9 protein-coding genes are annotated in these 12,667 nt (G+C 68.7%); 3 read left to right on the top strand and 6 right to left on the bottom strand.

The genetic code is table 11. The features are described from left to right. Positions 1-48 precede the first annotated feature (48 nt). From IMX13_RS07625 to IMX13_RS07615, 3 genes are all read right to left on the bottom strand, one after another. Positions 49-1,593 carry an N-acetylmuramoyl-L-alanine amidase gene (locus IMX13_RS07625; RefSeq protein WP_111186442.1) on the bottom strand — a complete coding sequence of 515 codons (1,545 nt, stop codon included), beginning with the start codon at positions 1,591-1,593 and terminating at the stop codon, positions 49-51. 82 nt (positions 1,594-1,675) lie between these two features. Beyond that, a complete protein-coding gene (gene tsaE, locus IMX13_RS07620) occupies positions 1,676-2,158 on the bottom strand; it encodes a tRNA (adenosine(37)-N6)-threonylcarbamoyltransferase complex ATPase subunit type 1 TsaE (protein ID WP_111186443.1) in 483 nt (160 codons plus the stop codon). After that, positions 2,155-3,639, bottom strand: a complete 1,485-nt coding sequence (locus IMX13_RS07615) for an NAD(P)H-hydrate dehydratase (RefSeq protein ID WP_193396131.1) — start codon at positions 3,637-3,639, stop codon at positions 2,155-2,157. Before IMX13_RS07615 ends, tsaE begins: the two co-directional genes overlap by 4 nt. 23 nt (positions 3,640-3,662) lie before the next feature. Between IMX13_RS07615 and queG the strand changes: the two genes are divergently transcribed. Together queG and xseA are read left to right on the top strand one after the other, a co-directional pair. Then, complete coding sequence (queG, locus tag IMX13_RS07610) at positions 3,663-4,739, top strand: tRNA epoxyqueuosine(34) reductase QueG (RefSeq protein ID WP_193396130.1); 1,077 nt, start codon at positions 3,663-3,665, stop codon at positions 4,737-4,739. Positions 4,740-4,808: 69 nt separating this feature from the next. Then, positions 4,809-6,149 carry an exodeoxyribonuclease VII large subunit gene (gene xseA / locus IMX13_RS07605; RefSeq protein ID WP_193396129.1) on the top strand — a complete coding sequence of 447 codons (1,341 nt, stop codon included), beginning with the start codon at positions 4,809-4,811 and terminating at the stop codon, positions 6,147-6,149. 34 nt (positions 6,150-6,183) lie between these two features. On the opposite strand, the gene IMX13_RS07600 is transcribed toward xseA, so the two are convergent. Both IMX13_RS07600 and IMX13_RS07595 read right to left on the bottom strand, forming a co-directional pair. Beyond that, on the bottom strand, positions 6,184-7,080 hold the full coding sequence (locus IMX13_RS07600; RefSeq protein WP_053520218.1) for a M48 family metallopeptidase: 897 nt from the start codon (positions 7,078-7,080) through the stop codon (positions 6,184-6,186). Positions 7,081-7,166: 86 nt separating this feature from the next. Continuing rightward, a complete protein-coding gene (locus IMX13_RS07595; protein ID WP_193396128.1) occupies positions 7,167-9,050 on the bottom strand; it encodes a formylglycine-generating enzyme family protein in 1,884 nt (627 codons plus the stop codon). 84 nt (positions 9,051-9,134) lie between these two features. Here IMX13_RS07595 and rnd point away from each other — a divergent pair, with 84 nt between their 5' ends. After that, a complete protein-coding gene (rnd, locus tag IMX13_RS07590) occupies positions 9,135-10,214 on the top strand; it encodes a ribonuclease D (RefSeq protein WP_053520336.1) in 1,080 nt (359 codons plus the stop codon). Between the two features lie 67 nt (positions 10,215-10,281). Here rnd and IMX13_RS07585 read toward each other — a convergent pair whose 3' ends face one another. Continuing rightward, positions 10,282-12,576 carry a TonB-dependent receptor gene (locus tag IMX13_RS07585; protein ID WP_319637176.1) on the bottom strand — a complete coding sequence of 765 codons (2,295 nt, stop codon included), beginning with the start codon at positions 12,574-12,576 and terminating at the stop codon, positions 10,282-10,284. Between the last annotated feature and the right edge of the window lie 91 nt (positions 12,577-12,667).

The following is a 12,667-nucleotide window of genomic DNA, read 5'->3' as shown; positions in this document are numbered from 1 at the left end:
CCGATGATGCGCCACGCCCCAGGCATGGCCGGTCCAACAGGGTGCGGCCTACTTGCTGCCGCCGGCCATGGTGGCAGCCGCGTCGATCTCGGCCTGTGCGCGGGCCGCGTAGAGCGTCCCCGGCGGCGGCTGCCGGCTGAAGAACGTGTGCACGCCATCGAGCACCGCACCGGCGATCTTGCGCTGGTAGCCCGGGTCGATCAGGCGGCGCTCCTCGTCCGGATTGGAGATGAAGGCGGTTTCCACCAGCATCGCCGGCATGTCCGAGGTGCGCAGCACCGCGAAGTTGGCCCGCTCGATGTTTGGCTTGTGGTTGTTGCCGATCCGCTTCAGTCCACCCAGTACGTGGCCGGCCGCATCTTCGGACGCTTTCATGTAACCGCTCTGCGCCAGATCGAGCAGAACGTTGGCCAGCGTGCCTTCAGTCTGCTGCAGGCGCACACCACCGACCAGATCGGCGGCGTTTTCCTTGTCCGCCAGCCAGCGCGCACGCTGCGACGAGGCACCCTTGGTGGACAGCACGTACACCGATGAACCGGTCGCCGAGCGGTTCTCGGCGGCGTCCGCATGAATCGAGATGAAGATGTCAGCCTTGTTCGCGCGGGCCTTCTGTGCGCGCATCGGCAGCGGGATGAACACGTCGCTGTCGCGGGTCAGATAGGCTTTCAGGCCCGGCGTGGCATTGACCTGACGGGCCAGCTCACGCGCCACCGCCAGGGTAACGTCTTTCTCGCGCTTGCCGGTGGGTCCGATCGCGCCCGGATCCTGTCCGCCGTGGCCGGGATCGATCGCCACCACCAGGTGCCGCATGCCAGGCTGCATACGGATGCGCGAAGCGTCGCTGGGCATCGCCGGACGCGGCGGTTCGGGCGGCGGCGATGCCGGTACCGGTGCCGGGGCTGGCGGATTGCTCACCACCGCAGCGGTGCGCTGGCCGGCCAGGATCGCCGCGGGCGACGATGCCGGCGGGGTGCTGCTGGCGCTGGTGCCCGCAGCGGCCACCTGCACGGGCGCGGTGGACGGCGCCGGCGTGGGCGCGGCCGGGGCGGCAGCCGTGGCACTGGCCTGCTGCTGCACCTGCGCGGTCAACAACGCGGTAGCGCGGGCGGCGTCGCTGCGCGTCTGCATGCTGGGTGCCGTCGTCTGCGTGGTCGTGGCAACCGGAGCCGGCGCCGGCGCCGCAGCGGCCACGCCCGGGCTGTCACCCGGCCATTCGATCACCAGCTTTGACGCCTCTCCTTCGCGCTGCATCTGCGGGCGGAACGGCGCCACGGATTCCGCAAGATCGAAAACAACACGGAAGGTGCCCGGAACCGGTTGTCCGGTGCGCACTGCCGTCACCACGCCCTGCGCAGCCGGCATCTTCAGGTTGCGCACGGCAGTGGAATCCGGGAAATCGACCACCAGCCGGTTCGGGTTGGCCAGTGACAGCGTCTTGTAGCCGCCACTGCCGACCAGCGAGATTTCCGCGCGGGTGCCGGTGGAGCCTGTATTCAGCTGTACCTGACGGACTTCACCCGCCCACGCACTGAGGCTCGCCAGACCCAGTCCGACGGCGGCACAGATGGCGATGAGACGGTTCCCCAGGCGCATGGCTCAGGATTCAATCACCGCGCTGAACGGAATGCAATACCTTTTTCCTTAATAATCCGTAACCTGCCGATCTTTGTTCTCGTCAGGCGACAGAAACAGGCCGCAAGTCTCCACCTTCGGCCAGCCGCTGCAGCCATTCCCGGCCAGCGTCGCTGAGCCCACTGAGACGCGCCCGGCGCCCCTGGCCCTCGATCTCCAGCGCCACGACCAGGTCCGTCGGCGGCAATGCGCCCGCCCCCCGTTCCGGCCACTCGACCAGCCACAGCACCGCACTGCCCTCGTCCAGGCCCAGGAAATCCAGTTCCCCGGCCTGGCCGATGCGGTACAGGTCCAGATGCCACGCCTCGCCACCACTGGCCAGCGGATAGCGCTCGACCAGGGTGTAGGTGGGGCTGCGGATCGCACCCTGCACGCCCAGCGCACGCAGCAGCGCACGCGCGGTGGTGGATTTGCCGGCGCCGAGGTCGCCGCGCAGCTCGATCAACGCCTGCGGCGGTCGCGTGGCCGCCAGCCACTGCCCGAGACGTTCGGTGGCATCGCTGTCGGCAAGGAAGAATTCGTTCATGGGGAGCGTTCCGGATTGGCCAGCCGCCGCAGGGGCGCCAGCAGGTCGGTGGGAAGCAGACCACGCGCGCCGTCGATGGCCGCGGCGTCGCCAGCAAGCGCGTGCAGCAGGGCGCCGCCTGCCGCGGCATCGAATGCGTCCAATCCCTGCGCGCGCAGTCCAGCAATGACGCCGGTCAGCAGATCTCCCATGCCGCCGACCGCCATGCCCGGATTGCCGGCCGCGATCAGCCGCGGCAGCCGCGCAGGTGCCGCGACTACACTGCCGGCACCCTTCAGCACCACCGTGGCGTGATAGCGCTCGGCCAGCGCCTGCGCGCTGCCGAAGCGATCGGCCTGCACCTCGGCGGTACTGCAGCCCAGCAGGCGTGCAGCCTCTCCCGGATGCGGCGTCAGGATGGCATCAGGCACCGCGTGCGGGTTCTGCGCCAGCAGATTCAGGGCATCGGCGTCGATCACCAGTGGACGCCCGCAGGCGAGCACGCTGGCATGCAGCGCACGCGCCCAGTCGTCCTGGCCAAGGCCCGGCCCGATCGCAACGACCCGTGCGCGGTCCAGCAGCGCAGGCAACGCCGCGCCATCTTCCAGCGCATGCGCCATCGCCTCGGGCAGGCGCGCAAGCATCGCCCCCACATGCTCACGACGGGTGCCGACACTGAGCAGTCCGGCACCGGCACGCAGTGCGGCCTCGGCCGCCATCACCGCTGCACCGCCACTGCCGTGGTTGCCGCCCACACACAGCACATGCCCGGACTCGCCCTTGTGGGTATTCGCCCGGCGCGGCGGCAGCAGCGCCCGCAGACGGTCGCCGACCCAGCGTTCCGCGCTGGCCGCGATGCCTTCCCGCGCCGCCTCCGGCAGGTCCAACGGCGCCAGCCGACGCTGGCCGACATGATCCAGCGCGTCGCCGGTGTACAGGCCCCGGTGGGAGACAATGAACTGCAGGGTGACCGCCGCGCGCACCGCAACGCCGGGAACGCCGCCCTGATCGGCATCGACACCGCTGGGTACATCCAGTGCCAGCACCGGCGCCGGAGAGGCGTTGAGTGCTTCGATCAGCGCCTGCGCCATGCCGGCCGGGGCCCGATCCAGGCCGAGACCGAACAGCGCATCCACGCCGACGTCGGCGACCGGCAGCTGGCCGTCGAATTCGATGCTGCTGCCGCCGGCGGCAGCGAATGCCGCCGCCGCCTGCTGCGCCAGCGGCGTGGCGGGCAGCCTGCCCGGCAGGGTGATCACCTGCACCTGGCGGCCCGCCTGCAGCGCATGGGTCGCCAGTACGTAGCCATCGCCGCCGTTGTTACCGGCGCCAGCCACCACATAGAGACTGCGGGCATCCGGCCATTGCTGCAGCAGGCACTGCCAGCCCGCCAGGCCAGCCTGCGCCATCAGGCTCCAGCCACCATCACCGGCAAGCGCCGACGCGCGGGCGTCCAGCGCGCGCGCAGCAGCGGTGTCGAACAGAAGAGAGAGATCGGGCATGCCGGGATTTTATACTGGTGCACATGTCCTCCGTCCCCGCCCCTGCCCCAGCCGACCCGGTCCAGGCCGTGCAGCGCATCCGCGAACTGGCCCGTGCACACGGTTTCCAGCGCTGCGGCATTGCCGGCATCGAGCTGGGCGAGGACGAGGCACACCTGGCCGACTGGCTGGGCCAGGGCCTGTACGGGACCATGGACTGGATGGCACGCCACGGCACGCTGCGCGCACGCCCGGCGGAACTGCTGCCGGGCACGGTGCGGGTCATTTCCGTGGGCATGGACTACAGCCACCGCGACGATACCGAAGCCTGGGCGACCCTGGCCGATCCCGGCCGCGCCTACGTGGCGCGCTACGCGCTGGGGCGCGACTACCACAAGCTGATGCGCAACCGCCTGCAGAAGCTCGCTGCGCGGATCAACGATGAAGTCGCGCCACTGGGCTACCGCGTTTTCGTCGATTCGGCACCGGTGCTGGAACGGGCCCTGGCCCGCAACGCCGGGCTCGGCTGGATCGGCAAGCACACCTGCCTGATCGATCGCCAGGGGGGCTCATGGTTCTTCATCGGCGAGATCTACATCGACCTGCCGTTGCCGGTCGACGCGCCCGCCACTGCGCACTGCGGCACCTGCACGCGCTGCATCGACATCTGCCCCACGCGCGCCATCACCGGCCCGCAGCGGCTGGATGCGCGCCGCTGCATTTCCTATCTGACCATCGAGCATGACGGCGCGATCCCCGAGGACATGCGGCCACTGATCGGCAATCGCATCTACGGCTGCGACGACTGCCAGCTGGTCTGCCCGTGGAACAAGTTTGCCAAGCGCACCGATGAAGCCGATTTCCGCGCACGCAACAACCTGGACACCGCGCGCCTGGATCAGCTGTTCGCCTGGGACGAGGCGGCATTCCTGCGCCGCACCGAGGGCAGCCCGATCCGTCGCAGCGGCCATGAGCGCTGGCTGCGCAACATCGCTGTGGCACTGGGCAACGCGCCGACAGCGCCGCAGACCCTGGCCGCACTGCAGACCCGCATCGATGATCCCTCGCCGCTGGTGCGCGAGCACGTGCAGTGGGCGCTGGCACAGCACCGCACGACCTGAGCCGGGCGTGCCCGGCGCGCGCCAACGTGCGATCCTGAGTGCCCGCTCCACCCGCAGCGCGCCGTACCCATGCAGCCACGCAACAACGACATTCTCACTCCCAGCCAGCTCAACACGCTGGCGCGCGACCTGCTGGAAGGCAGCTTCCCGGCGATCTGGGTCGAAGCCGAACTGGGGAGTGTGGCCCGCCCTGCGTCCGGGCACCTGTACTTCACCCTGAAGGACGCACGGGCACAGCTGCGTGCGGCGATGTTCCGGATGAAGGCGCAGTACCTGAAGTTCGTACCGCGCGAGGGCATGCGCGTGCTGGTGCGTGGCCGGGTGACCCTGTACGACGCACGCGGCGAGTACCAGATGGTGCTCGACCACATGGAGGAAGCCGGTGAAGGCGCGCTGCGGCGGGCGTTCGAGGAGCTGAAGGCGCGCTTGGACGCCGAAGGCCTGTTCGATCCTGCACGCAAGCGGGCGCTGCCCGCGCATGTGCGGCGGCTGGCGGTGATCACCTCGCCGACCGGCGCCGCCGTGCGCGATGTGCTGAGCGTACTGGGGCGTCGTTTCCCGCTGCTGGAGGTGGACCTGCTGCCGACCCTGGTGCAGGGCTCCAGCGCCGCCGCGCAGATCACCCGCCTGCTGCAGGCAGCCGATGCCAGTGGTCGCTACGACGTGATCCTGCTGACCCGCGGCGGCGGTTCACTGGAAGATCTATGGGCGTTCAACGACGAAGCGCTGGCGCGCGCGATCGCCGCCAGCGATACGCCGGTCGTGTCGGCCGTCGGCCACGAGACCGACTTCAGCCTGAGTGATTTTGCCGCCGACCTGCGCGCGCCGACACCTTCGGTGGCGGCCGAGCTGCTGGTCCCCGACCAGCTTGACCTGGCCCTGCGCCTGCGCCGCAATGCCGCGCGGCTGGCACAGCTGCAGCGCCACGCGGTAGGACAGGCCATGCAGCGCGCCGACCGTGCGCTGTTGCGATTGAATGCGCAGAGTCCACAGGCCCGGCTGGACCTGTTGCGGCGCCGTCAGCTGGAGCTGGGCCGGCGGCTGCACGCGCCTTTCAACCAGCAGCAGGAGCGCCGTGCCGCGCGCCTGCGCCATGCTGCCGCGGTGCTGCGTGGCCATCATCCGCAGCGCCAGCTGGACGCGATGCAGCGTCGCCTGTCGGCCCTGCGCGGACGCCCCCATGCAGCGATGCAGCGGCTGCTGCAACGCGATGCGCTGCGCCTGCGCGGCCTGGCCCGGTCCCTGGAAGCGGTCAGTCCATTGGCCACGGTGGCACGCGGTTACAGCATCGTGACCCGTGCCGATGATGGTGCACTGGTACGACAGGTTGAACAGGTCCAGCCCGGCGACGCACTGCAGGCACGCGTGGGCGACGGCGTCATCGACGTGCAGGTCACCTCGGTCAGGTAAGCGGGGGCCAAGGCGCAGCCCGGCGTGCGCCTTCCTACCTGGCCGCCTCGCAGAACTGCTTCCGGTACTCCAGCGCCTTCGGCATCAGGGCCTGCAGATTCTGGATCCGGGTTCCCGGGTTGGGATGGGTGGAGGCAAACTCCGGCGGCGACTGACCACCACTGGCCTGGCCCATCCGCTGCCACAGCGGCACCGCTTCGCGCGGATCGAAACAGGCAGCCGCAGCCAGCATCAGCCCCACCTCATCGGCCTGGGTCTCGTGGCTGCGTGCGTAGGGCAGCAGATAGCCATAACCCATCGCCGACATCACCATCTGCTGCTGCTGCGCATCCATGCCACTGGCAGCCCCGGCCATCTGCCCGATCTGGGTCAGCTTCTGCTGTGCCATGCGCTGCGCTCCATGGCGCAGCAGCGCATGGGCGATCTCATGCCCCATCACCACCGCCATCGCATCCTTGGTCCGCGCCACCGGCACCAGACCGGTATAGACCGCCATCTTCCCGCCCGGCAGGCAGAAGGCGTTGGCCTGCTCGGAGGGGATCACGTTCACCTCCCACTGGAAGCTGCGCGCGAAATGGGCCGGCTCCACGCCATGCTCCCGCGCCAATGCGGTCTCCACCACATCGACCTTGGCGATCAACCGCTCGGCAATCGCACGCACGTCACGCGAGATCTGCGCGTTCGGGTCCAGTGGCCGCTCCTGCGCCAGGATCTGCTGGTAGGCCTGCAGCCCCAGCGCGGTTTCCTGCTGGGCATCCAGGCTGCTGTCGATCATGACCTTCTCGCCGGTATAGGGATCGACCGTCCGGTTCGAAAACCAGTAAAAGGCCGCGTAACCCGCCGCCAGCAGCAGTACCCACCAGCGGATGTTGCCGAACAGGCCACGCCGCTGCGGGCCCTGCGGCGAGCGGGAAAATGGGTCGTTGCGCATGCGGTGGTCTTCCGGCTGGCCCCGCCGGCCGGCGGGCACGGCGCAATCTTAGTGTGCCGGAGCCCGCGCCGGGTGAAGCCGGCCGCTCAGATGCCGCGTACCAGGCGGAACCCGATGCGGGCGTTGGTGGTGTCCGAGTCCTGCGACTGCCGCCAGGCCGCCCGGGTCTGCTCGGGAGAGTTCGCCCAGTTGCCTCCGCGGATCACCCGCGCCCGACAACCCGGGTTGAACCAGGCCACGCCGTCGGAGGGCGCACGCCGGTAGCTGGAATGCCAGCAGTCGGCCACCCATTCGCTGAGATTGCCGGCCATGTCGTGCAGGCCGAACGCGTTGGCCCGGAAGTTCGCCACCGGCGCCGGGCCCCACCAGCCATCGCCATAGCCGATGAACGCGTTGTGCCAATGCCGGCCAGACGGCGAGACATCCTTGCTGCCGGTGAAGTTGCCGCTGCCCGGCGGGGGCGTGCCTGTATCCCCCCAGGGATAACGGCCGCTGCTGCCGGCGCGCAGCGCATACTCGAACTCGGCCTCGCTGGGCAGCCGGTAGCTGTAGCCGGTCTGCTCGGACAGCCACGCGGCATAGTTTTCCGCGTCGCGCACGCTCACATGCATCACAGGCGCGTTGCCCAGCGCGCGCGCGCCGTCGTAATCCGAGCGCCAGTCGACACCGCTGCGGCGGATGAAGTTGCCGCTGCGCTCGTCATAGACCACCGAATGACCGCGACGGGTCGCGCGTGGGCGGGCATTGGTGGCTTTGACGTAGCGCTCGAAATCGCTGACGGTCACCTCGGTGATGGCCATCGCGAAACCGCGGTCAAACCGCACGTAATGCGAAGGGCGCTCGGCATCGGTGGCGCCGGGCTCGGCATCCCCTGCGCCCATCTGGAAGCCGCCATGCGGCACCACCACCATCTGCGGGCCACGCCCGCCATCGCGCATCGCGTCGCTGAACACCTGGCCGGGACGGAAGCTGCCGTAATGGGTTGCCAGATCGATGCGCTCGCGCAGCTGCGCCACGACCGCGTCGCCGGGCAGCGCGATGCGCAGTGCTTCGGCCAGCTTCTCGCGTGCAGGTTTCAGGCCCTGCGGCGTCGCCAGGTCGCGCAGGCCCTCGTCGCGCAGCTGCGCCAGGGTGTTGGCCCGGATCTGCTCGATGCGCTCGAAGGCGTCGGCGATGGTCGGAGAGGAATCACGGACCTTGCTGGCTTCGGCCAGCCAGGTGCCGGCACTGGCGAAGTCACGGCGGCGGGCGGCCTCCTCGGCACGGCGGATCAGGCCGCTCTCCGCCGCAGCAAGGCCCTGGCGTGCGCGGCGGTTGCCCTCGTCAAGCGCCAACGCCTCGCGGAAACTGCCGATCGCGCCGTCACCGTCCTCGCCGATCCGGTCCGCGCGCAGGTCCTCCTCGCCGGCCCGGTTGTAGGCCACCACGCGTTGCGCGATCTCCACCCGCGCCTGCAGGGCACGCACCTTTTCATCGTCAGGGGCCAGGGTCAGCAACACCAGCGCCTGGCGTCCCGCTTCGGCCAGCGCCTCGCGCTGCTGCAGCGGCCGCACCAGCAAGGCATCGGTCTGCTGCAGCAGGCGCTGGCGGGCACGCTGCAGGCCAGCACGGGCCTGGCGGTCGTCAGGCACCTCCTCCTGCACCGCCAGCCACAGCGGGATGGCGGCATCGCCATCCTCGTACAGCCGATCCTGGGCAAACGCCTGCTCGGCGGCCCTGCGCAGCTGCGCCAGGCTGCGCCCCTCCCGATCGACACGGGGCGGCGTCCACTGCTGCACGTCTTCGGCGGCATCCTGACCGGCGATGGTCACGCTGCCCTGCACCGCCGGCCGATCCTCCGGCGCCGGCGGCGATGCCGCCTGGCCGGAACCCTCGCCGGCCTTGCCTGCCGGTGTCGGCGGTGACGGGGTGCAGGCGACCAGAGCCAGGGCCAGGCTGGCGCACAGCGCGGACGACAGCGGAAAACGCAAGCAGAGCCTCCTTCGGCACGGACGCGGACCGACGTTAGGCTATTCTCCCCTGCCTGAGCAAACCCGAGTAGCAGGCCCTGACCCGTGGCAATCTGGATCACCACCCCCGCCGAGCTGGATGCGTACTACCAGCAGCGTCCCACCCGCATCGGTCTGGACACCGAATTCATCCGTGAACGTACCTTCTGGCCGCAACTGGCGCTGGTGCAGATGGCGGTCGGCGAGGACATCCTGCTGATCGATCCGCTGATTCCCGGCATGCCCGAAGCACTGGCCCCCTGGCTGACCGATACGTCGATCATCAAGGTGATGCACAGCGCCAGCGAGGATCTGGTGGCCTTCAAATGGACCTGCGGCGTGCTGCCACGACCGCTGTTCGATACCCAGATCGGCGCGGCGCTGGCCGGCATCGGTGCCGGCATGGGCTACCAGAAGCTGGTGCAGGAGATCACCGGCGTGACCCTGGCCAAGGGCGAGACCCGCTCGGACTGGATGCGCCGCCCGCTCTCCGAGTCGCAGCTGCAGTATGCCGCCGATGACGTCGAGCACCTGTTCGCGCTGCATGACGCGATCGACGCGAGACTGCAGGCGATGGGACGCCAGCAGTGGCTGCACGACGACGCTGAACGCCTGTTGGCCAGCGTCGCCAACGATGAGGACCGCTGGCCGCACCTGTCCATGCGCTCGGCCCAGTTCCTCGATGCCGAGGCACAGCGACGCCTGCTGCGCCTGCTGCGCTGGCGCGATGTGCAGGCACGCCAGAGCGACCGGCCGCGCAGCTGGATCCTGGACAACGAACTTGCCGCCCTGCTGGCGCGCTCGCCACCGGCCGATGTCGACGCGCTCGCCAAGCTGTTCGAGCCGTTCCCGAAGGCGCCGCGCAAGCTGACAGCCGCCGTGTGGCAGGCCCTGGACACTCCGCTGGCCGATGAGCAGGACGCGCCGCTGGCCACCCAGCCCACCGACAGCAGCAAGAAGACGCTGAAGAAAATGCAGGACGCCGTGGCCGAATGCAGCCGCGAACTGGGCCTGGCGGACGGGGTGCTGGCCTCGCGCAAGCACCTGGAAAGCTACCTGGAGCACCGCCAGTGGCCGTCGGCGCTGGCCGGCTGGCGCCAGCAGGCACTGGAATCGCGCCTGCAGCCATTGCTGCCGGTGCGCTGACAACCCGCTGCAGCAACGGAAAGGGGCGGCCAGGATCACCGGGCCGCCCCTTCCCGCAACCGTTCGATTACCAGTTCATGTTCAGCGACACGCCCACGGTACGCGGCTCGTTGTACACCGCGGCCATGTAGTTCTCGATCACGCCCTTGAGATTCTTCTCGTTGGTGATGTTGCGTGCGAACAGCGCGACTTCATAGGCACCGTAGTTGCCGGAGTAGCCGATCTTCAGGCCGCCCTCGAAGTCACCCTTGGAGTTGAACTCCTTGCTGTCATACAGCACGAAGCTGGTATAGCCCTGCTTGTTCCAGTCAGTGGACACGAACATCGTGGCCGCGTCGCTGACCGGGAAATCGTAGCGTGCGGCCAGGTTGACGTTGTACTTCGGTGCGTTCGGCAACGGGTTGCCGTCGATCTGCGCGAAGGTGTTCGCACCCACCTTGATGGTCGGATCATCCACCGTGCACACCACCTGGCCATTCAGGCCGCAGACCTGCGCGTACACGCGCTTGTCCTTGATTTCGCTGTGCAGCAGGCTGACACCGGCGCTCAGGGTCAGGTTGGGAACCGGACGCAGTTCCATGTCTGCTTCGAAACCATACGCCTTGGCCTTGTCTGCGTTGAACAGCACGCCGTTGCCGTCCGAATCGTTACCGTTGAGCTGGATATCGTTGACGGTGTAGGTGAACGCGGTGGCGTTCAGGCGCAGGCGGTCGTCCCACAGGCTGCTCTTCACGCCGGCCTCCCAGGACAGGATGGTCTCCGAGTCGGCGGTGGTGAAGTCGGCATTGAACACCGCCGAACGGCCCTGGATGGTGGGCCCACGGAAGCCGCGCGCCACCTTCGCATAGACGCTGACGTCCGGCGTGATCTGGTACATCGCACTCAGGTCCCAGCTGGGCGTGGTATCGGACATCCTGACGTCGGTGCGGCCCTTGTAGGTCACCACCCCGGCAGCGGTGTCGGCGGTCTTCAGCAGCCGGGTGTGCTTCTCGTCGCGGGTCTGGCGCAGGCCAGCGGTGACCGTGAACCTGTCGGTGAAGGCGTAGCTGAGCTGGCCGAAACCGGCCCAGGAGGTGTTCTTGTTGCGCAGGCGTACCCAGTTGTTCGGATTGCGCGCAGCGCCCTGCAGGAACCAGGCACGCTGGTAGAAGTCGGTGGTGTCGCTGCCGTTGAAATAGAACGCGCCGGCCTGCCACTGCAACGCGCTGTCGTCATGGCTGGCCAGACGGAATTCCTGGGTCCACTGGTCCAGGTCGCGGATCCGGCCCATCGACTGGCCGTAGCCGGTGGGCACGCCGTTGACCGGGTAGTTCACCGCAGCACCGCCATCGGTATCGCCACGGCTGTAACCGGAGGTGGTTTCATACGCGGTGATCGAAGTGAAGTCGATCGCGCCGAAATCATAGCGCGCCTTCACCGAGCCACCGTAGGTCTTGTAGGCCTGCGGGTTGTTGTCGGCTTCGTCGTAGGCGACCTGGTCGCGCGGCACGTCGGTGCGGTTGGAACCCTTGGTCAGCGCACCGCGCAGGAACAGGGTCGAGGTGCCTTCGTAATCGCGCGCGTGTGCCGAGGCCAGGATCGAGAACTGCTCGCTCGGCGTCAGCAGCAGCTGGGCGCGGACGTTGCGGTCATCGAAACCGCCCATGGCGTTCTTCTTCGGGCTGACGGTGCCATCCGCACTCGGGCCGCTGTAGGTGTTGTCGACATAGTCGTCGCGATGCTGGTACAGGGCCGACACGCGGAACGAGGCGATATCGTTGATCGGACCGCCAAAGCCGCCATCGATCGACACGCTGTTGTAACTGGCGTAGCTGGCGCTGACGCGGCCGGTGTAGTCCTGCGTCGGCTTGAGCGTGTCGAACTTGACGATGCCGGCCGTGGTGTTGCGGCCGAACAGCGAACCCTGCGGGCCGCGCAGTACTTCCACCTGGTCCACGTCGTAGACCGGATTGGACTTGAGCACCACGTGCTCCAGCACCACGTCATCCTGGATGATCGACACCGGCTGGGAAGCACCCAGATAGAAATCGATGTTGCCCAGCCCGCGGATGTAGAAGCGCGGGAAGATACGACCGGTGGTGGTTTCCGCATACAGGCTCGGCACGCGGCCGGACAGCGCCAGCAGGGTGTCGTCGCCGCCGGCGGTGAAGTCGCGCATGCGCTCGCCCTGCACGACGCCCACCGACACCGGCACCTCCTGCAGGTTCTGCTCACGGTGTTCGGCGGTCACGGTGATGGTATCCAGCCCGGTGGGGGTCGGCGCACTGTCCTGCGCCGCGGCGCCGAAGCTGCCGACCAGCGCCAGGCCTGCGCAGGCCAGCGCGAGCGGATGGCGACGGAAGGAAACGAGGGAAGACGACATGCCCGACAGACGGCGGGAATCGGTATGGGAAGGCATCGAAAGCTCTGAGGAGACGTCCGGGCGGCCTGCGCGGGCCGGGCGGCGAGAAAGG

The sequence above is a fragment of the Stenotrophomonas sp. B2 genome (genome assembly GCF_014947095.1).
GTDB lineage: Bacteria > Pseudomonadota > Gammaproteobacteria > Xanthomonadales > Xanthomonadaceae > Stenotrophomonas > Stenotrophomonas maltophilia_P.
Note: the sequence above shows the minus strand (reverse complement) of the source record. Positions and strands in the feature narration are given on the sequence as shown.